Source organism: Subdoligranulum sp. DSM 23681 (assembly GCF_057005535.1).
This window is the reverse complement of record NZ_CM168050.1, coordinates 331,912-350,569: the sequence shown is the minus strand read 5'-3', so window position 1 is coordinate 350,569 and position 18,658 is coordinate 331,912. Positions and strand designations below refer to the sequence as shown.

General features: G+C 58.3%; 21 protein-coding genes. 13 read left to right on the top strand and 8 right to left on the bottom strand.

Translation table 11 applies throughout. The annotated features are described in order from the left end of the window. Positions 1–161: 161 nt before the first annotated feature. From AC127K_RS01745 to AC127K_RS01735, 3 genes are all read left to right on the top strand, one after another. Positions 162–1,475, top strand: coding sequence for a substrate-binding domain-containing protein (locus AC127K_RS01745; protein WP_483721341.1), 1,314 nt, complete (start codon positions 162–164; stop codon positions 1,473–1,475). Positions 1,476–1,643: 168 nt separating this feature from the next. Continuing rightward, positions 1,644–3,152, top strand: a complete 1,509-nt coding sequence (locus AC127K_RS01740) for a sugar ABC transporter ATP-binding protein (RefSeq protein WP_483721340.1) — start codon at positions 1,644–1,646, stop codon at positions 3,150–3,152. 16 nt (positions 3,153–3,168) lie between these two features. Beyond that, complete coding sequence (locus tag AC127K_RS01735; RefSeq protein ID WP_294542835.1) at positions 3,169–4,824, top strand: ABC transporter permease subunit; 1,656 nt, start codon at positions 3,169–3,171, stop codon at positions 4,822–4,824. Positions 4,825–4,983: 159 nt separating this feature from the next. Here AC127K_RS01735 and AC127K_RS01730 read toward each other — a convergent pair whose 3' ends face one another. The 3 genes from AC127K_RS01730 to AC127K_RS01720 are packed head-to-tail and all read right to left on the bottom strand — an operon-like array spanning position 4,984 to position 7,238. Beyond that, positions 4,984–5,562, bottom strand: coding sequence for a flavin reductase family protein (locus AC127K_RS01730; protein ID WP_483721339.1), 579 nt, complete (start codon positions 5,560–5,562; stop codon positions 4,984–4,986). Further along, complete coding sequence (locus tag AC127K_RS01725) at positions 5,559–6,533, bottom strand: glycosyltransferase family 2 protein (protein ID WP_483721338.1); 975 nt, start codon at positions 6,531–6,533, stop codon at positions 5,559–5,561. Before AC127K_RS01725 ends, AC127K_RS01730 begins: the two co-directional genes overlap by 4 nt. A 9-nt stretch (positions 6,534–6,542) precedes the next feature. After that, complete coding sequence (locus AC127K_RS01720) at positions 6,543–7,238, bottom strand: Crp/Fnr family transcriptional regulator (protein ID WP_483721337.1); 696 nt, start codon at positions 7,236–7,238, stop codon at positions 6,543–6,545. 180 nt (positions 7,239–7,418) lie between these two features. Here AC127K_RS01720 and AC127K_RS01715 point away from each other — a divergent pair, with 180 nt between their 5' ends. The 5 genes from AC127K_RS01715 (at position 7,419) to AC127K_RS01695 (ending at position 11,251) form a co-directional block, all read left to right on the top strand. Then, entirely contained in the window at positions 7,419–8,477 is a 1,059-nt protein-coding gene (locus tag AC127K_RS01715; RefSeq protein ID WP_483721336.1) for an ABC transporter substrate-binding protein, read from the top strand. Then, positions 8,467–9,255: an ABC transporter permease gene (locus AC127K_RS01710; RefSeq protein ID WP_483721335.1), complete on the top strand. Its 789-nt coding sequence runs from the start codon at positions 8,467–8,469 to the stop codon at positions 9,253–9,255. The genes AC127K_RS01715 and AC127K_RS01710 overlap by 11 nt, the downstream gene beginning before the upstream one ends. Further along, positions 9,252–9,824, top strand: coding sequence for an ATP-binding cassette domain-containing protein (locus AC127K_RS01705; RefSeq protein ID WP_483721334.1), 573 nt, complete (start codon positions 9,252–9,254; stop codon positions 9,822–9,824). Before AC127K_RS01710 ends, AC127K_RS01705 begins: the two co-directional genes overlap by 4 nt. Positions 9,825–10,229: 405 nt before the next feature. Further along, the gene (locus AC127K_RS01700) at positions 10,230–10,604 is read left to right on the top strand and encodes a PadR family transcriptional regulator (RefSeq protein ID WP_483721333.1); all 375 of its coding nucleotides are present in this window, start codon (positions 10,230–10,232) and stop codon (positions 10,602–10,604) included. Beyond that, positions 10,601–11,251: an HAAS signaling domain-containing protein gene (locus AC127K_RS01695; protein WP_483721332.1), complete on the top strand. Its 651-nt coding sequence runs from the start codon at positions 10,601–10,603 to the stop codon at positions 11,249–11,251. Before AC127K_RS01700 ends, AC127K_RS01695 begins: the two co-directional genes overlap by 4 nt. A 59-nt stretch (positions 11,252–11,310) precedes the next feature. On the opposite strand, the gene hemW is transcribed toward AC127K_RS01695, so the two are convergent. Then, the gene (gene hemW, locus AC127K_RS01690; RefSeq protein ID WP_483721331.1) at positions 11,311–12,390 is read right to left on the bottom strand and encodes a radical SAM family heme chaperone HemW; all 1,080 of its coding nucleotides are present in this window, start codon (positions 12,388–12,390) and stop codon (positions 11,311–11,313) included. Positions 12,391–12,504: 114 nt separating this feature from the next. Here hemW and AC127K_RS01685 point away from each other — a divergent pair, with 114 nt between their 5' ends. Then, positions 12,505–13,224 carry a Bax inhibitor-1/YccA family protein gene (locus AC127K_RS01685; RefSeq protein WP_294542719.1) on the top strand — a complete coding sequence of 240 codons (720 nt, stop codon included), beginning with the start codon at positions 12,505–12,507 and terminating at the stop codon, positions 13,222–13,224. A 17-nt stretch (positions 13,225–13,241) separates the two neighbouring features. Then, positions 13,242–13,793: a hypothetical protein gene (locus AC127K_RS01680; RefSeq protein WP_483721330.1), complete on the top strand. Its 552-nt coding sequence runs from the start codon at positions 13,242–13,244 to the stop codon at positions 13,791–13,793. A gap of 88 nt (positions 13,794–13,881) precedes the next feature. Here the strand turns inward: AC127K_RS01680 and AC127K_RS01675 are convergent, their stop codons facing one another. Genes AC127K_RS01675 through AC127K_RS01660 form a run of 4 tightly spaced genes read right to left on the bottom strand, consistent with a single transcriptional unit; the run spans position 13,882 to position 16,031 of the window. Beyond that, positions 13,882–14,094: a zinc ribbon domain-containing protein gene (locus AC127K_RS01675; RefSeq protein WP_294542721.1), complete on the bottom strand. Its 213-nt coding sequence runs from the start codon at positions 14,092–14,094 to the stop codon at positions 13,882–13,884. 18 nt (positions 14,095–14,112) lie between these two features. Next, positions 14,113–14,931, bottom strand: a complete 819-nt coding sequence (locus tag AC127K_RS01670; RefSeq protein WP_483721329.1) for a hypothetical protein — start codon at positions 14,929–14,931, stop codon at positions 14,113–14,115. Between the two features lie 30 nt (positions 14,932–14,961). Continuing rightward, the gene (locus AC127K_RS01665) at positions 14,962–15,660 is read right to left on the bottom strand and encodes an ABC transporter ATP-binding protein (protein WP_483721328.1); all 699 of its coding nucleotides are present in this window, start codon (positions 15,658–15,660) and stop codon (positions 14,962–14,964) included. Beyond that, complete coding sequence (locus AC127K_RS01660) at positions 15,660–16,031, bottom strand: GntR family transcriptional regulator (protein WP_483721327.1); 372 nt, start codon at positions 16,029–16,031, stop codon at positions 15,660–15,662. The genes AC127K_RS01665 and AC127K_RS01660 overlap by 1 nt, the downstream gene beginning before the upstream one ends. A gap of 141 nt (positions 16,032–16,172) precedes the next feature. On the opposite strand from AC127K_RS01660, the gene AC127K_RS01655 reads away from it, so the two are divergent. The 3 genes from AC127K_RS01655 to AC127K_RS01645 all read left to right on the top strand — a co-directional run bounded on the left by AC127K_RS01655 (position 16,173) and on the right by AC127K_RS01645 (position 18,658). Then, on the top strand, positions 16,173–16,850 hold the full coding sequence (locus AC127K_RS01655) for a response regulator transcription factor (RefSeq protein ID WP_483721326.1): 678 nt from the start codon (positions 16,173–16,175) through the stop codon (positions 16,848–16,850). 91 nt (positions 16,851–16,941) lie between these two features. After that, on the top strand, positions 16,942–17,856 hold the full coding sequence (locus tag AC127K_RS01650) for an ABC transporter ATP-binding protein (protein WP_483721325.1): 915 nt from the start codon (positions 16,942–16,944) through the stop codon (positions 17,854–17,856). Next, a complete protein-coding gene (locus AC127K_RS01645) occupies positions 17,849–18,658 on the top strand; it encodes a hypothetical protein (RefSeq protein ID WP_483721324.1) in 810 nt (269 codons plus the stop codon). Before AC127K_RS01650 ends, AC127K_RS01645 begins: the two co-directional genes overlap by 8 nt.

Here is an 18,658-nt window from a genome sequence, read left to right as displayed (position 1 = left end):
AATGCTTGCAAAACAGCCAAATGGGATAAAAAAACACCCTGTATTTCGGTGAAATTTCACCTTGAAAACAGGGTGTTTTTCCTTTACCATAAATATTGTCAGGCGGGACCGTGAGAGGAACGGCTCCGCAAAAAAATCTCATAGTTAGAAGGAGAAATACTATGAAAAAAGCGCTTGCATTGACCGTGGCTGCGGCCATGGCACTCAGTCTGGCAGCCTGCTCCGGCGGCGACACCACCACTACCACTTCCGATTCCACCACTTCCACCGGCACCTCTGAGGCCGCTACTTCCGCCGATGCCACTTCCGGCGAAGTTGCCAACAAGGACAAGCCTCTGGTCTGGTTCAACCGTCAGCCCTCCAACAGCTCTACCGGTGAGCTGGACATGACTGCTCTGCAGTTCAACGACAACACCTACTACGTCGGCTTCGACGCCAACCAGGGCGCCGAGCTGCAGGGCCAGATGGTTCTGGATTACATCACCAAGAACATCGATACCATTGACAAGAACGGTGACGGCATCATTGGCTACGTTCTGGCCATCGGCGATATCGGCCACAACGACTCCATCGCCCGTACCCGCGGCGTCCGCAGCGCTTTGGGCACCGCCGTTGAGGTTGACGGCGCTGTGAACAGCGATCCTGTCGGCACCAACACCGACGGTACTGCTACCGCCGTTCAGGACGGCACCCTGAATATCAACGGCAAGACCTACACCGTCCGCGAGCTGGCTTCTCAGGAAATGAAGAACTCCGCCGGCGCCACCTGGGACGCTGCCACTGCCGGCAACGCCATCGGCACCTGGGCCGCTTCCTTCGGTGACTCCATCGACGTGGTCGTCTCCAACAACGATGGCATGGGCATGTCCATGTTCAACGCCTGGTCCAAGGAAAAGGGCATCCCCACCTTCGGTTATGACGCCAACGCTGACGCTGTTGCTGCTATCGGCGAAGGCTACGGCGGCACCATCAGCCAGCACGCCGACGTTCAGGCTTACCTGACCCTGCGTGTTATCCGCAACGCGCTGGACGGCGTGGACATTGATACCGGTATCGGCACCGCCGACGAAGCCGGCAACGTGCTGAGCGACGACGTTTACAAGTACGTTGATACCGAGCGCTCCTACTACGCTCTGAACGTGGCTGTCACCGAGGAAAACTATCAGGACTTCATGGACTCCACCAAGGTTTACGAGCCCGTCTCCAACCAGCTGGATGCCACCACCCATCCCACCAAGAAGGTTTGGCTGGACATCTACAACTCCGCCGATAACTTCCTGGGCTCCACCTACCAGCCCCTGCTGCAGAACTATGACGATCTGCTGAACCTGGAAGTCGAGTACATCGCCGGCGACGGCCAGACCGAGGCCAACATCACCAACCGTCTGAGCAACCCCAGCCAGTATGATGCTTTCGCCATCAACATGGTCAAGACTGACAACGGCGCTTCCTACACTGCTCTGCTGAGCCAGTGATTCCCACCGCAGTGTGCGGTGAACCGATTCGTTAACAGGTAACACCCACTTGCTATTAGGGAGTTGATATGCAAAGCAGCTTCTCCCTAATAGCGTTTTTTGATGAAACCACAGCAGGCGTGGCCCTGCGCCGCCGCTTGTAAATTTGCAGATACGGGAGTAACTAGAATGGCAGATGCGAAAGACGATATCGTCTTGTCAATTCGTGGTATGTGCAAGTCCTTCGGCCGCAACCGGGTTCTTGACCATATCAACCTGGACGTAAAGCGCGGAACTGTCATGGGGCTTATGGGCGAGAACGGTGCCGGTAAGTCCACGATGATGAAGTGCCTGTTCGGCACCTACCAGAAGGACGAAGGCAAGATTTTCCTCAACGGCAAGGAGATCAACTTCTCCGGCCCGAAGGATGCCCTGGAAAACGGCATTGCCATGGTCCACCAGGAACTGAACCAGTGCCTGGAACGCAACGTCATCGATAACCTGTTCCTTGGCCGTTACCCGGTCAATTCCGCCGGCGTTGTTGACGAGACGAGAATGAAGAAAAAGGCCTCCGAGCTGTTCCGCAAGCTCGGCATGACCGTAAACCTGACCCAGCCCATGCGGAATATGTCCGTTTCCCAGCGTCAGATGTGCGAGATTGCGAAAGCCATCTCCTACAATTCCCAGGTCATCGTTCTGGACGAGCCCACCTCCTCCCTGACCGTGCAGGAAGTGGAAAAGCTCTTCGAGATGATGCGCATGCTCAAGTCGCAGGGTATTTCTCTGATTTACATCTCTCATAAGATGGACGAGATCTTCGAGATCTGTGATCAGATCTCGGTGCTGCGTGACGGCAACCTGGTCATGACCAAGGACACTGCCGACACCAACATGAACGAACTGATCTCCGCCATGGTCGGCCGCTCTCTGGAAAGCCGCTTCCCGCCGGTGGACAACACCCCCGGCGAACCGATCCTCTCGGTGCAGCATCTTTCCACCAAGTACGCGCCGCACCTGCAGGATATCTCCTTCGACGTGCGGGAAGGCGAGATCTTCGGCCTGTATGGCCTGGTCGGCGCCGGCCGTACTGAACTGCTGGAGACCATCTTCGGTGTTCGTACCCGCGCCGCCGGACGCGTGTACTTCAAGGGCCGCATGATGAACTTCAACAACGCCAAGGAAGCCATCGAGCACGGTTTTGCCATGATCACCGAGGAACGCAAGGCCAACGGCTTGTTCCTGAAGTGTGACCTGACCTTCAACACCACCATTGCCAACCTGAACCAGTACAAGGCCGGCGTGGCGCTGTCCAACCCCAAGATGGTCAAGGCCACCAACAAGGAAATCAAGATCATGCACACCAAGTGCATGGGCCCGGATGATATGATTACCAGCCTTTCCGGCGGCAACCAGCAGAAGGTCATCTTCGGCAAGTGGCTCGAACGCGAACCGCAGGTCTTCATGATGGATGAACCTACCCGCGGCATTGACGTCGGCGCCAAGTACGAAATCTATGAGCTGATCATCAACATGGCTAAACAGGGAAAGACGATCATCGTTGTTTCCTCCGAAATGCCTGAGATCCTGGGCATCACAAACCGTATCGGCGTCATGTCCAACGGTCACCTTTCCGGTATTGTCAATACCAAGGAGACCAATCAGGAAGAGCTGCTGAGACTCAGTGCGAAATACCTGTAAGTGGGGGAAAATACTTATGGTGACAGAAAAAACGAAAATCCTGACGGCTGAACAGGAAGCAGCGCTTCTGCAGCCCATCGACGAGCACGTCGGCGCCATTCAGGAAAAGATCAACGCCCTGCGCGTGGACGGCACCGACCAGGTCATCGAGATTCAGAACAACATCGACAACCTCAAGCGTGACCGCATTTATACCGAAGCAGAAAAGCAGACCAAGATCACCCAGCAGAAAGCTGCGCTGGAAAAGGCCAAGGCTGTGGAAGCCAAGAACAAGGATGCCATTGCCAAGCTTGTCAGCGAAGCGGAGAGCTACCTGAAAGCCCACTATGACACCGACTATTATCAGGCCGTGGTGGAAAGCTGCAAGCTGGAAAAGGTCGCCGCCCAGGAAAAGTACAAGGCAGCTGTGGCTGAACTGGAAAAGGAGCATCAGGCCACCCTGTCCAAGCTCACCGACGCCCATGAGATCAAGGACGAAAAGTATGTCCACAAGAACCGTCTGTTTGACGCCAAGATGCGGCTGGACAAGGACCTGCAGCTGGTCAAGGACCGCCAGCATGCGGCCTTTGACTACAAGTATCACCTCATTGACATGCTGCGCATGTCCAAGTTCACGGTAGGGGAGTCCCTGGCCCAGAAGTGGGAAAACTACAAGTACACTTTCAACCGTCGGGACTTCCTGCTGCGCAACGGCCTGTACATTGCCATCATCGTCATCTTTATTGCCCTGTGCATCATCACGCCGATCGTCAAGAATGTGCAGCTGCTCACCGTCAACAACATCCTGAACATTCTGCAGCAGGCTTCGCCGCGTATGTTCCTGGCGCTGGGCGTTGCCGGCCTGATCCTGCTGGCCGGTACTGACCTGTCCATCGGCCGTATGGTCGGTATGGGCATGACCGCCGCCACCATCGTGATGCACTCCGGCCCCAACACCGGTTCTGTGTTCGGCCACACCTTCGATTTCACCGGCCTGCCGGTCATCGCCCGTGTGCTGCTGGCTCTGGTGGTCTGCATCGTGCTGTGCACCATCTTCACGACCATCGCCGGCTTCTTCACGGCCAAGTTCAAGATGCACCCCTTCATCTCCACCATGGCAAACATGCTGGTCATCTTCGGTCTGGTTACCTACTCCACCAAGGGCGTATCCTTCGGTGCCATTGAATCCAGCATTCCCAGCATGATCATCCCCAAGATCAACGGCTTCCCCACCATCATTCTGTGGGCTGTCGCGGCCGTTGCCATCGTCTGGTTCATCTGGAACAAGACCACCTTCGGCAAGAACCTGTTTGCTGTCGGCGGCAACCCTGAAGCGGCTTCCGTTTCCGGTATCTCCGTCTTCGGCGTCACCGTGGGCGCTTTCATCCTGGCCGGTATCCTGTATGGCTTCGGCTCCTGGCTGGAATGCATCCGCATGGTGGGCTCCGGCTCCGCTGCATACGGCCAGGGCTGGGAAATGGACGCCATCGCGGCCTGCGTCGTGGGCGGCATCTCCTTCACCGGCGGTATCGGTAAGATCTCCGGCGTTGTGGTCGGTGTCTTCATCTTCACCGCGCTGACCTACTCCCTGACCACTCTGGGCATTGATACCAACCTGCAGTTCGTCTTCTCCGGCATCATCATTCTGGTCGCCGTTATGCTCGACTGCCTGAAGTACGTCCAGAAGAAGTAATCCTGCTGTTTCTCACCACCTTTTCCAACCCGCCGCGGAAGGGCTCCGGCCTTTCTGCGGCGGGCTCTTTTTGTATGGCGTGGCAGAGGCCGCCGGAAGGCAGAATAAAAGACCGCCGTCGGGCAGAGGACCCGAAACGACGGTCTTTTTTCGTTGAATTTATGCTTTTCTGCGTCTTGTCTTTTTTCGCACACTGTATCCGAAAGTTCCCAGCCGACGCCCTAGGGCCAGATATTCCCCATGGGAGTAGACGATGAGTTTTGCCTTGTCCAGACAGAGTTTGCCGTTTTCGTCCAGCAGGCGCTCATCCACATCCACGGCCACCACTTCAGCCAGGAACAGGTCATGGCTGCCCAGAGGGATGCGCTGGGTGACTTTGCATTCCAGATTCAGGGGACTCTCTTCCAGCAGGACGGTCCCCACCCGGGCAGCGGGGGCCGCATGCAGGCCCATGGCCGCAAACTTGTCCACTTCGCGGCCGCTCTTGACGCCGCACCAGTCTACAGCGCGGGTCAGCTGTTCTGTGGGAAGATTTACCACAAACTCGCCGCTTTCCTTGATGAGGTCATAACTGTAGCGTTCCGGGCGCACACTGATGGACAGCATGGACGGCTGGGTGCAGATGGTGCCGCACCAACCCACTGTGATCAGGTTGGGCTTTTCGGGGCTGCCGCAGCTGACCAGCACCGGCGGTTCCGGATTCAGCAGAGTGGAACCTTTCCAGACCTGTTTGCTCATGCGTCCTCCTTCTTATCCCAGGTACGCTCGCTGATGATGTAGCGGGGCCGTGCCTTGGTCTCCATATAGATCTTGCCGATGTATTCGCCGATTACGCCCAGGCAGATCAGCTGTACACCGGATACAAAGCAGATGATGCAGGTGGTGGAGGCCCAGCCGGATACCGTGGCGCCCAGCGCCGCCTCCACCAAAGCCCAGATCACCCCGATGAAGGAAACCAGGGCAACCACCACGCCGAATCCGGTGATGAACCGGATGGGCTTGACCGAAAGGCTGGTGATGCCGTCAAAGGCCAGCCCCAGCATTTTGGAAAGGGGATAGTGGCTTTCCCCGGCAATACGCTCGTGCCGTTCGTAGGTCACAGCGGTGCTTTTGAACCCCACCAGAGGCACCATGCCCCGCAAAAACAGATTGACTTCCTTGAAATTGGCAAATTCTTTCAGGACCCGGGCGCTCATCAGGCGGTAGTCTGCGTGGTTGAACACCACCTCCGCGCCCATGGCGTTGAGAAGCTTGTAAAAGCTTTCCGCAGTAAAGCGCTTGAAAAAGGTGTCGGTGTCCCGTTTGGACCGCACTCCGTACACCACTTCGCAGCCATCCCGATAGGCGTCCACCATGGCGTCCATGGCGTTGATGTCGTCCTGACCGTCGCAGTCGATGGAGATGGTGATGTCGCAGCGGTCTTTTGCTTCCATCAGGCCGGCAAGGACTGCATTCTGATGTCCCCGGTTTCGGCTCTGGCAGATGCCCAGATAATGGGGGTCACGCGCTGCCAGATCGCAGATGATCTTCCAGGTATCATCCTTGGACCCATCATTGACGAACAGCACCCGGCTGTCCGGACTGATTTTGCCGGCCGCGGAAAGATCGGTGATTTTCTGCAGAAACAGCGGCGCTGTAATAGGCAGTACCTCCTGCTCGTTGTAGCAGGGGATGACAATGTACAAAACAGGCATTTGACGGTGATTCATTGTGTTACCTCATTCCTGGCACTGGCTGCGCAGGCGTTCTTTATCCAGAATTTTGAAACTTCCCCGGAAGGTTTCAATCAGCCCTTCCCGCTGCATGCGGCCCAGCTCCCGGCTCAGGGCGCTTCGGTCGCAGTTCAGGTACTCGGCAAGACCGGCCCGGGTCAGCGGCACCGCAAAGGTGTCCTGTCCGGCTTCGTCGGCCTGTTCCAGCAGCCACAAGCTGATGCGCACCCGCAGGCTTTTGCAGATCAGCAGCTCCACCCGGCGATCCAGGGCGAAGTATTTGTTGGAGATGGTCAGCACCAAATTCTGCAGCAGCTGCAGATGGCTCTCGTGCAGATGGGCGCAGGGATGGATGATTTTTTCGTAGGGCAGATACACGGCCAGACAATCGGTCTGCGCCATGACGCTGACGGGGCTCTTGGTACTGGAACCGGACAGTACATCTCCGAACAGACCGCCGGTACTCATCTCGGTGATGGCCACGCTGCTGCCGTCCGGTGTGTTTTTCAGAGCGGTGATGGAGCCTTCCAGCAGGATACCGACCTCCCGGGTCTCGTATCCGGCCAGCATCAGAAATTCTCCCTTCTGATACCGACGCACCCGCGGGGCAAAGCAGTCCAGCATTTTGTCCAGCTCGTCATCACGCATACCGCGCAGCAGGGAAGTGCCGCGCAAAACAGGATAATACGGCCGCAGATTCATCGCAAAGGTCCTTTCATGCCAAGAGTAGCGGTGCCCGGGCTGGACCCGAAAACACCACGAAATGTTGCCGGGGCAAAATTGTTGCACCGGCAATCGACATTCTCGTTTTATTATAGTATAGTAATGCGGCAAAAGCAAATGGAATTCAAACCGCATTTGCGGCATTGGGAGGAGTTCACTGTGAAATTGAAACGTATTCTGGCCGCCTTTACGGCGCTGACCCTGGCTGTATCTCTGGCAGCCTGCGGCGCGGCGTCCCAGTCTACCGCTGAAGCCACCCCGGCCCCGGCAACCCAGGAGACCGCTCCGGCGGAGGAAACCGCATCTCCGGAAACCGCCGAAGCTGCCGGTTTCCGCGTGGCTGGCCTGAAAGGTCCCACCACCATGGGCCTGGTCAATCTGATTGACGATGTGGACAAGGGCGAAAGTGACCTGGACATTGACTTTACCATGTACGGTGCGGCCGATGAGATCGTGCCCCTGCTGGTCAAGGGTGACCTGGACGCTGCGGCCATTCCGGCCAACCTGGCAGCCACTCTGTACCAGAAAACCAATGGCGCCGTGGAAGTGGCTGCCATCAACACCCTGGGCGTTCTGTACATTGTGGAGAACTCCGATGCTCAGTATACCGGCATTGCCGATCTGAAGGGCAAGACCATCCTGACCACCGGCAAAGGCACCACCCCTGAGTATGTCCTGCGTTATGTGCTCAGCCAGAACGGTCTGGATCCCGACAAGGATGTGACCATCGAATACTTCAGCGAATCCACCGAGGTCGTGGCCCAGATGACCGCCCGGGGAGAGGGCACCATCGCCATGCTGCCGCAGCCTTTCGTTACCAGCGCGCTGTCTCAGGTGGAAGGCCTGAGCGTCAAGTTTGATATGAGCGAAGAGTGGGAGAAGGTAGCCGGTTCCCAGCTGGTCACCGGTGTTCTGGTGGCCCGCAAAGAGGCTGTGGAGGCTGACCCTGCGGCCTTTGACGCCTTCCTGACTGCCTATAAGGCCAGCACTGAGGCCGCCAACTCCGACCTGGAAGGCACGGCGGCTTTGTGCGAAAGCTACGGTATCGTGGCCAAGGCTGCTCTGGCGCAGAAGGCTCTGCCCGAGTGCAACATCGTGTTCATCACCGGCGACGAGATGCGTACTGCTCTGGAAACCTACTTCCAGGTTCTGTATGATGCCGATCCCACCAGCGTAGGCGGCCAGCTGCCGGACGATGCTTTCTACTATGGCGTCTGATTCCGGCCGGTCCGGTTCACTGCCCCGCTGGCATACGGCCGCTGCCGTGGTATTCTGGGTGGCGGTTTGGCAGCTGGTGGCTATGGCCCTGGGGCACGGCGGATTGTTCCTGTCCACCCCGCTGCAGACTCTGCAGGCACTGGTTGTGCAGCTGCCCACGTCTGAATTCTGGCACCGCATCGCGTTCAGCGCCCTGCGTATCCTGACAGGCTTTTTGCTGGCTCTGGCGGGCGGCCTGGTGCTGGGAGCGGCAGGTGCCCGCTGGCGTCTGGTTCGGGTACTGCTGGGACCACCCATGCAGCTGATCCGGGCCATGCCGGTGGCCAGCTTTGTGATTCTGGCCCTGTTGTGGGTCAGCAGCGCCAACCTTTCGGTAGTGGTAAGTTTTACCCATGTGCTGCCGGTGATTTACGCGGGCGTTATGGGCGGCATTGCCGATACCGACCCCCAGCTGCTGGAAATGGCCCGGGTCTACCGGCTGCCGCTGTCCAAACGGCTGCGGTATATCTGGCTGCCCGGTATTTTCCCCTCTCTGTGCGAGAGCTGCATCGCGGCCATGGGAATGTGCTGGAAGAGTGGTGTTTCTGCCGAAGTCATCGGCCTTCCCGACCATAGCGTGGGGGATGCCCTTTACCGCGCCAAGATCACCCTGTCTACCCCGGATGTCTTTGCCTGGACGCTGGTTATTGTGCTGTTGTCGGCCCTGCTCTCGGCAGTGGCGGCCCGCGGTCTGCGCTGGCTTAAAGTCCGGCTTTGCGGGGAGGTGAAAGCGGCGTGAGCATCATCATAGCGCATCTGGAAAAGCGCTTCGGCACCCGTACCGTACTCAAGGACCTGAACCTGCAGGTAGATGGCCCTCTGGTTTTGATGGGCCCCTCCGGCTGCGGAAAAACCACCCTGCTGCGCATCCTCATGGGTCTGGAAGACGCCGACGGCGGCACCGTCACCGGCGTGGGGACCATCGGTGCTGTTTTTCAGGAAAACCGTCTCTGCCCGCAGCTGACCGCTGTTGGCAACATTGTCCTGACCGGCGGCGATTCCGGGACGGCGGAGCGGGAACTGTGCGCCCTCGGCTTTGGGGATAAAGATCTGGCTCTGCCCAGTATCCGGCTTTCCGGGGGGCAAAAGCGCCGTGCGGCACTGCTGCGGGCGCTTCTGTGCCCACAGGCGCAGACGCTTCTGCTGGACGAACCGTTCACCGGTATGGATGCCGAACTGGTGGCACAGGCTGCCGCGGCCATCTGCCGCCTGACGGCAGAGCGGGACACGGTTCTGGTCACCCATGATGCGGCGGCTGCCGCGTTGCTGGGGTGGCCGGTGGTACAGCTTCACCCTTATCAGTCTTGATGCGAACCCAATGGCAAGGCTCCTTTTTTCACGGAGCCTTGCCATTTTCTTTTTGTATGCTTTAGCGAAATGAGAACCCCCAGCTCTGCTGGGGAGAGTAAAAAAGCTTTAGCTTCAAGCGTCGAGCGAAGCGAGAAAAAATCAACAACTTAACTATTGTCAGGAAGTTGATCTTAGATAAAGAGCGCCCGCTTACGGGCTGTGGGGCAAGTGATGCGAGTGGCAGATTTTTCAGTGCCTCTTGAGAGGCTTGCCGGTACGATGCCCTTCTAGGGCTTACACAAGCCCCCGGCTTAGCCGGGGGTCTTGACTCTCCGAAACAGGAAAAAACGATTGACAAAGAAAATACCTTGTGATAGCATATACTTAGCAAAACTAAATATATGTAAATGGAAAGGGATGCTTATGTCAGAGCAATCAGTTCCGGATACCGAGCGGTTTGCCCGACAATTGAAAAAAGGTGTGCTGGAAATGGTGGTGCTTCGCCTGCTGGCGGAGCAGCCTTCCCACGGATATGAGCTGATCCAGCGGCTGCGGCGGGGCAGCGGCGGCATGCTGGATCTGAAGGAGGGGACGCTGTATCCCATCCTGTACCGGCTGGAGGATGACGGCTGCATCACCTCCGCATGGCAGAACACAGAGTCGGGCAAGCAGCGTCCGGCCCCCCGCAAGGTATATACCGTCACTCCGCTGGGACAGCGGGTGCTGGTCCGGCAAATGGAAATCTGGCACGCTTTTGCGGCCTGTGTGGAAGAATTCTGCAAGGAGGAAACCCCATGAATGAGGTCAAGCGATATGTGAACACGGTGGAACGGCATCTGCGGCTGGACCGCACCACCCGGCTGCGGGTGATGAACGATCTGGCCAGTGACCTGCAAAGCCGCCTGGACGCGGGGGAGACTCTGGAGGAAATTCAGGCGGACCTGGGAGATGCCCGAACCCTGGCCTATACCCTGAACCGGGAATTTGCCGACCATCAGGACAACGCAAGCCCCTGGCGCTGGGCGTTTCTGGCACTGGCCATCTTTCTGGCGTTGGTTTTTGCTGTCAGCGGGATGACGGCCAGGAACAACGCTGTCAGCATTGGGATCATCGGCGGGGCGGACGGCCCTACCTCCATTCTTGTCAGCGTCCCATATACAATGCTCGAGGTCTTGCATACGATCTCCTGGCCGGTGACTCTGCTGGGCGGTTATTGTCTGCTTGGTCCGGCGCGCCGCGGTTCCCGCAAGCGGCTGCTGGTGCCCATGATCCTGTGCGGGGGTTCGGTTCTGGTTCAGATCGTCTGGCTTTTCTATTCTGTGTGGCAGATCGGGGGCAGCCTCTCCGTACTTCTGCCATTGTGGATCGGTGCCTTTGTCCGCAGCGGCATCTGGCTGTCCGGCTGGCTGCTGTGGCGGACCCTGCGTGTCTGGCGCCGTCAATGAAGCCTTTTCCGCTGCAAAAAGCCCGTCCCGGCTATTTCCCGGGGCGGGCTTTTCTCCTGTCACATCAGTTCTTCCAGAATGGCGTTCTGTACCACCATCCCGGCAGGGGTCAGGCGGAGAAGACGGCCGTCAAATTCCGCGTATCCGTGGCCCACACATTGGCGCAGGAAGGCTTTGCGTCGGGCATCCAGCGGGGCGCCGCCCCGGCGCACATATTCTTCCCAGTCCAGTCCGGCGGTCAGCCGCAGCTGCATGAGCAGAAAATCCTCGGCATCACAGGTGCCTTCCTCCTGCTCGGTCAGAGTCCCGGCCACAAAAGCGTCGGTATCGTCCGGCCAGAACCGCCGCACGTTGTTGATGCAGCTGTGGGCAGCAGGCCCTACCCCCCAGTAATCCCGGCAGTTCCAGTACAAAAGATTGTGGCGGCCCTCGTGCCCGGGACGGGCGAAATTGCTGATCTCATACTGGCGGTACCCGGCTGTTTCCAGCTGCTGCACTGCATACAGGTAAAAATCCGCGGCGGCGTCCGGATCCGGCAGATTCTCCGGGCGGTGTCGGGCAAAGGCGGTGCCCGGTTCGATCTTGAGCAGGTAAGCCGAAATGTGGGTGCATCCGCCGGACTGCAGCAGGTCCAGGGTGGCGTCAAATTCGCCGTAGGTGTAGTTGGGCAGGGCCAGCATGATATCTCCGCACAGGTCGTCAAACCCTGCCTGTCGCGCCCAGTCCAGGACCCGGGCAGCTCCGGCGGCGGTGTGGGTGCGGCCCAGGGTGCGCAGCTGGGTATCCGAGGCACTCTGCACCCCGAAACTCAGCCGATTCACCCCGGCTTCCCGGAACCCGGACAGAGACTCCGGTGTCACTACGTCCGGATTGGCTTCCAATGTGATCTCCGCCCCGGGCAGGGGCGCGGCCGCCTCAATCAGTGCCCGTACCTGGGCAGGGGAGAGCAGGGCCGGGGTCCCGCCGCCGAAATACAGGGTGTCCGGCCGCCGGTGGTTCTGGCGCAGTTCCCGCAGCAGAGCATCTACAAAGGGCTGGGGCACCTCCCGGCTGCCGGGGGCAGAATAAAAATCACAATACCGGCATTTCGCGCGGCAGAAAGGGATGTGCAGATAGATCCCGAAACGGTCCTGGGGCAAGTTTTTTCACCTCTTAACAAAAAAATGGTCAATGATTCATATATCGTTTACACATTTTCAGACAGATAGAGTATATAATAGGGGTACATAAAAAGAAAGGGGTCCTAGTGAACTATGGACGAAAAATATTATACCATTTCGTATGCCGAAAGTCCCTTCGGCACCCTCAATCAATATATGACCCGCACCTTTGTCTGGATGTTCGCCGGTCTACTTGTCACCTTTGCGGTGGGCGTCGGCACTCTGTACAGCCCGCTGGTCAGGATTTTGTTCAACAGTGGTCTGTACCTGCTGCTCTGCATCGCGGAGCTGGTCATGGTTGTGGTGCTCTCCGCCCGCATTGACAAGCTGCGCCCGTCCACGGCCACCAGCCTGTTCTTCGGGTATGCGGTGCTCAATGGTCTGAACCTCAGCGTGATCTTTGCCGCTTATGCTTTCAGCACGCTGGTCCTGGCTTTCCTGGTGGGGGCTCTGTACTTTGGTATCATGGCTCTGTACGGCTCTCGCACCCAGAAAGATCTGAGCTCCTGGGGGCCCATGCTCTCCGGTGCGCTGATCACCCTCATTGTGGTGGGGCTGCTGGGCAGCCTGCTGATGTTCTTTGTCCCCGGCCTGATCAGCACCTTTGATCTGCTGCTGTGCGCCGTCAGCCTGGTGGTCTTCATGGCCTTCACTGCCTACGACGTTCAGAAACTGAAATATTATTACTCCTACTTTGGCGGCGACGCAGCCATGCTGCACAAGTCTTCCATCATCGGTGCGCTCAGCCTGTACCTGGATTATATCAATATCTTCCTGTATGTGCTGCGCATCCTGGGCCGCCATCGTGACTGAAAAAGGTGGTACCGGACATGTCCAAACTTCAGGAATTTGTTTCGCTCCTTTCGGGCGAGTTTGACAACGCAGCCCAGCACGCCGAACTGACGGCGGCGGGGCAGGCAGATTTTCCCTTTGCCGAACACCGCAACACCCCCTGCAACGATAAGATCCGCGGCCTGCCCGCCGGATTTGATGGGGTGTTCCTGGTGGAAGAAAGTTACTACACGGTGGCCGGACGCACCCATGCATCGCCCCATCTGTTCCTCTTCACCCAGGAGGGGGACGCTGTCCGCCTGACTTCCTATGACACGCCGGAAGGCTACGACAAGAACAGCTTCACCGCAGCCCAGCTGCACGATGTGGAGTTTGCGTCCCTGCAGCCGTCCCGGAAATTTACTCCCGCGCTGTACACCTGCAAGGACGGCGTGTGGGAAGGCGGCAGCGTCAGCATGTTCACCCCGGTGCTCAAATTCACCCTGTTCGAGCGCTTTTCTCCCGATTGTCTGGAAGTGACCGAGCAGATGGAGATGAACGGCAAGCGCACGTTCGGGTACGATGTGCCCATCCTCTACAAACGCAAATAAGCGGTGCCTGTACAGGCCACGCAGCAAAAAAGGGACGGCCCCCTCCCGGGGACCGTCCCTTTTGCCATGTTCTTTTGTATCTGCCGGCTCAGCCGCCGATCAGGAAGTCCAGCACATCCCAGCCGTCGCCGCCAACTTCCCGGTACAGCTCGGTATAACCGCAGTCGGAGCAGCTGATGGTGGTAAACTTTTTGTTCTGGATGTCGAGCAGCTTGGCAAAGTTGCCGCCGGTGGCCTGCAGACGGTCGGCCACATACTGCCGGCAGCCGCATTTCGGGCAGACGTATTGTTGCTTTTCCATTTCATACCTCCTTGGTCGTCAGGGAAGATTCAGCTTTTTGCTGATCAGATACTGTGTCACTGCCCACAGGATAGCATCTGCGGCGGCAAAAAGCAAGAGAACAAAACCGGCAAGGCCCCAAGTGACAGCCGTCTGGTTTCGGCTTATCTCTATGAAGAAGGGAGCCATACCGTCCAGCACCGACCGTGGCAGGTTTGCCATGACGATGGCGCCTGCCACGAACAGGAAAATCGATACCATCTGGATGATGAAGCCCAGCACGAAATAGGTGGCGATGCTGGCCAGCATCCGCTGCTGAGGCCAGCGGGAACCGATGGCCATGCACAGATACAGGTACAGATAAGCGGAGACCAGGGACAATACGAGCAGCAGTACCAGAAACACTGTGCCCATGGTGTTGGAAAGGGAAAAAGCGTCCGAGAATGCCTGGGCTGCCTCTTCTTCGCCGTCGGAATTTGCCATCCACACACAGCCTATGGAAACCAGGAGGGAGGCGATGGTGGACCCGCAGGCGCACAGCAGCTTGGCGGCCATATGCTGCCAGGGAGCAGCGGGCAGACTGAACATCAGATATCCCTGTTCCCCCAGCAATTTATAGAACCGCTGGATGTTCAGTATGACGCAGGCGGCCATAGTGGCAAAGATGAGCAGGGCAGTCGCGAGCTGAAAAAAGGATTCCAGTACGGAGATGAGGGGCGTTCCCGCCATATTGGCAAAGGTGCCGTTCAGCCGGGTCACCAGTGCAGTCAGCAGGGAAAACACCGCTGTTCCCGCCCAGATGGGCACCAGAATCCGCCCCACGGCCAGACATTCATATTTCAAAAGTTTGTTCATCATAGCAGATGCACCTCTTTTCTTGTGATGGGGTCAGACCCGGAATACATGACGGAAATACTCGTCCAGACTCATGCCGCTTTCCTCCCGCAGTTCATCCACGGCACGGTGGGCCAGCAGCTGCCCTTCCTTCAGGATCAGGACTTCATCCAGCATCCGCTCCACATCCTCCACCAGATGGGTGGAAATGACCACGGCCGCATCTTCGTTGTAGTTGCGCAGGATGGTGTTCAGGATGTACTCCCGGGCCGCCGGGTCCACGCCGCCCAAGGGCTCGTCCAGCAGGTACAGTTTGGCGGCCCGACTCATGGCCAGACACAACTCCATCTTTTCCTGGGTGCCCTTGCTCATGGTACCGATGCGCTGCCGTGGGTCCAGCTTCAGGTCTGCCAGCATCCGGGAAGCCTTCACCATGTCAAAATCCTCGTAGAAATCCGCAAACAGGTTCACCAAATCATCCACCCGCATCTCCACCGGCAGTGCCATGTGGTCGGGCAGGTAGGAGGTGATGGTCTTGGTGGCAACTCCCGGTTCCCGGCCGCCGATGAACACCTGTCCGGCGGAAGGTCTCAGCAGGCCGGCGGAAAGCTTCAGCAGAGTGGTCTTGCCGCTGCCGTTGGGCCCCAGCATTCCTACCAGACGTCCCGGCAGCACTTCAAAGCTGAGGTTGTCCAGCGCTGTTTTATGGCCGTACCGTTTGGTCAGCCCTTTGGCCTGATAAATCGCTTGCATCACACATTCTCCTTTTCGGCGGCCGCACGCAGCAGTGCGGCGGTTTCTTCGGCACTGATGCCCAGTGCCTGCATCTGTTTCCAGAACTCCTCGGCCAGGGCTTCGGCACGCTGACGGCGCAGCCCGTCCAGTTGTTCGGTACCGGCGCATACGGTGCGTCCGGCGGTGCGTTGACTTTTCATCAGCCCGCGGTTTTCCAGTTCCTGCAAAGCCCGCTGCATGGTGTTGGGATTGACCCCGGCCTGGGCGGCCAGCTCCCGCACAGGGGGAACTTTGGACCCGGCGGGCATCACACCGGTCACAATGGCCAGTTCCAGCTGTTCAATCAGCTGCAGGTACACCGGCCGTCCGGCCTCGATGTTCCAATCCATGGCGGCACCTCCCTTGTATTATTGTGTTAACCATCTAATACAATAATACACTGTCCGCAGCGTTTGTCAACCCCTCTATGCAGAAAAGATTTTTTGCGGTATGATAGCAGCAGAACTGCCGCATACAAGGGGGAATACACCGTGCCGCACATCCTGATCGTAGAGGACGACACCGATATCAACAACGCCGTAGCGGATTATCTCACCGCCCGGGGCTGCCGCTGTACCCAGGCCTTTTCCGGAACCGAGGGGCGGCTCTACTGGCAGCAGGGCGGGGTGGATCTGATCATTGCCGACCTGATGCTCCCGGGGCTGACCGGGCAGCAGCTGCTGGCGGAAATCCGGGGCAATGCCCACAGCAGTGTCCCGGTGATTGTGCTGTCTGCCCGCACCGCACTGCAGGACAAGGTGGAACTGCTGGAACTGGGGGCTGATGATTATCTGACCAAGCCCTTCTCCTTGCAGGAGCTGTGGCTGCGGGTGGGGGTGCAGCTGCGTCACGCGGGGGCGTCGGCTGTGGGAACATCCGCCCTGGATTATAAAGACTGGCACATCGATCCGGATACCCGCACGCTGACCGTGCATGGGATCCCTGTGCCGCTGACCCTGCACGAATACGAGATCGTGACCTTGCTGGCTGCCCGCCCCAAAAAGGTCTTTACCCGGCAGGAAATCTATGAGGCTGTCTGGCAGGAGCAGGCTTTTGTGGAGGACAAGACCATCAACGTACACATTTCCAACATCCGGGCCAAGCTGCGTCCCACCGGTACCGATACCTACATCAAGACGGTGTGGGGCATCGGATTCCGGCTGGAGTAGGATCAACTTTATACTTTCTTTATAATTCCTTTGCGATTGTTTGGCCTTTGACAGATAGAATAAAGCCATACCAATCAAAGGAGAGGATCCCATGCAAATCGCTGTGCGAACGTTGGGCCTGTGCAAACAGTACCGCGGCAAAGCTGCCGTGGACCATCTGGACATGCAGGTGCCCAAAGGAGAAATCTATGGCTTTATCGGTGCCAACGGCGCCGGAAAATCCACCACCTTCAAATTGCTGGCCGGACTGGCGCAGCCCACTGCCGGACAGATCGAACTTTTCGGGCAGTCGCCCGCAGCCGGAACGGTTGCCCGCCGGATGGGGGTCCTTGTGGAGGATGCAGGCCTGTACGGGTCGTTATCTGCCCGGGATAACTGCCTTCTGAGAGCCAAGCTTCTGGGCCTGGACGAGGAAAACAAGGCTGTGGAACGGGTGCTGCGCCAGACCGATCTGGACAAGATGGGCAAAAAGGCGGCCAAGCGTTTTTCCATGGGCCAGCGCCGCCGCCTGGGACTGGCGCTGGCCTTGCTGGGCAGCCCGGACCTGCTGCTGTTGGATGAACCCACCAATGGTCTGGACCCGGAGGGCATCCGGGATGTGCGGCAGCTGCTGCAGCAGCTGCAGACCGAACAGGGGGTGACCATCCTGGTCAGCAGCCATATTCTGGGGGAACTGGAAAAGTTCGCCACCTGCTACGGGATCATCCGGGAGGGCCGCATGGTCGAGCAGATCACCGCATCGGAGCTGTCTGCCCGGTGTAGGGATTACATCGCCGTGCAGACTGCCGACCCGCATCGGGCGGCGGCTTTGCTGGAAGAAAAGCTGCACCTGCACGACTACACCGTCTACCCGGAAGGGGAACTGCGCCTGTATGATGCGGCTGATCCCGCCCGCGTGAATGCTGCCTTGTTAAAAGGCGGGGTGGCGGTGCAGTCCATCGGTGTCCACCGCCAGGAACTGGAAGACTACTTTTTGGAGAAAATGGGGGTGGATGATCATGTTTGAAGTGCTGCGGATGGACTGGTACCGGCTGCGGCGGCAGAAATACCTGCTGACCGGGCTGCTTTTGGGGCTGGGAATGATCGCTTTGGCCTATGCGTTTGCTACTCTGCTTTCGGACCCGGAAACCGTCAATGCCATGCAGGCCCAGGGGGCCGAGATCACGGCCGAGGATATAGCCGATGGTGCGGCGCTGGCAGGATATACTCTGCAGCAGTACATGCACCAGATGCTGTTTGCAGGCGGATTCTGGGTTTCTCTGATGGCTGTATTCACGGGCGTTTATTGTGCAGAAGACTATACGGGCAGTGCCGTCAAGAATATCTTTTCCGTGCTGGGATGCCGCTGGCCCTACGTGGTTGGAAGATCCCTCTGCCTGCTGGTCTATAACGGGCTGCTCATGGCGGCCTATCTGCTGGTGCCGCTGGCTCTGAGCCCGGTATTGGTTTTCTCTGCGGTGGGAGGCAGCTGGCTGGACTGGCTGCAGATGTATCTGGCGGCCTGCTTGGTGGGCTGGGCCATTTCTATGTGTGCCTTTTTCCTGTCCACGCTGCTCCGCCGGGAAGGCTGGATGGTCCTGTTTGCCTTGCTTGTGGGCATGGGGCTGCCTGCGGTGTCCCTGGGGGCGGTCTGCCGCCTGCTGCACCTGCCGGACCTGAGCCGGTTCACCATCTTTGGATGCAGTCAGATGATTACCCTGGACTTCCGGCCGGTGCAGTACCTGCATATCGCGGTAGTATGTCTGTTTTGGGTGGTGATGTATGGCCTTCTCACCCATCTGTCCCTGACCAGGAGGGACCAGGCCTGA

Excerpts from the sequence above, each read along its gene's own strand:
- AC127K_RS01660 (WP_483721327.1), bottom strand. The coding sequence starts at position 16,031 with ATGGATTGGAACATCGAGGCCGGACGGCCGGTGTACCTGCAGCTGATT.
- AC127K_RS01730 (WP_483721339.1), bottom strand. The coding sequence starts at position 5,562 with ATGAGCAAACAGGTCTGGAAAGGTTCCACTCTGCTGAATCCGGAACCG.
- AC127K_RS01645 (WP_483721324.1), top strand. The coding sequence starts at position 17,849 with ATGTTTGAAGTGCTGCGGATGGACTGGTACCGGCTGCGGCGGCAGAAA.
- AC127K_RS01680 (WP_483721330.1), top strand. The coding sequence starts at position 13,242 with ATGTCCAAACTTCAGGAATTTGTTTCGCTCCTTTCGGGCGAGTTTGAC.
- AC127K_RS01745 (WP_483721341.1), top strand. The coding sequence starts at position 162 with ATGAAAAAAGCGCTTGCATTGACCGTGGCTGCGGCCATGGCACTCAGT.
- AC127K_RS01710 (WP_483721335.1), top strand. The coding sequence starts at position 8,467 with ATGGCGTCTGATTCCGGCCGGTCCGGTTCACTGCCCCGCTGGCATACG.
- AC127K_RS01700 (WP_483721333.1), top strand. The coding sequence starts at position 10,230 with ATGTCAGAGCAATCAGTTCCGGATACCGAGCGGTTTGCCCGACAATTG.
- AC127K_RS01725 (WP_483721338.1), bottom strand. The coding sequence starts at position 6,533 with ATGAATCACCGTCAAATGCCTGTTTTGTACATTGTCATCCCCTGCTAC.
- AC127K_RS01740 (WP_483721340.1), top strand. The coding sequence starts at position 1,644 with ATGGCAGATGCGAAAGACGATATCGTCTTGTCAATTCGTGGTATGTGC.
- AC127K_RS01675 (WP_294542721.1), bottom strand. The coding sequence starts at position 14,094 with ATGGAAAAGCAACAATACGTCTGCCCGAAATGCGGCTGCCGGCAGTAT.
- AC127K_RS01685 (WP_294542719.1), top strand. The coding sequence starts at position 12,505 with ATGGACGAAAAATATTATACCATTTCGTATGCCGAAAGTCCCTTCGGC.
- AC127K_RS01720 (WP_483721337.1), bottom strand. The coding sequence starts at position 7,238 with ATGAATCTGCGGCCGTATTATCCTGTTTTGCGCGGCACTTCCCTGCTG.
- AC127K_RS01695 (WP_483721332.1), top strand. The coding sequence starts at position 10,601 with ATGAATGAGGTCAAGCGATATGTGAACACGGTGGAACGGCATCTGCGG.
- AC127K_RS01670 (WP_483721329.1), bottom strand. The coding sequence starts at position 14,931 with ATGATGAACAAACTTTTGAAATATGAATGTCTGGCCGTGGGGCGGATT.
- AC127K_RS01735 (WP_294542835.1), top strand. The coding sequence starts at position 3,169 with ATGGTGACAGAAAAAACGAAAATCCTGACGGCTGAACAGGAAGCAGCG.
- AC127K_RS01665 (WP_483721328.1), bottom strand. The coding sequence starts at position 15,660 with ATGCAAGCGATTTATCAGGCCAAAGGGCTGACCAAACGGTACGGCCAT.
- AC127K_RS01650 (WP_483721325.1), top strand. The coding sequence starts at position 16,942 with ATGCAAATCGCTGTGCGAACGTTGGGCCTGTGCAAACAGTACCGCGGC.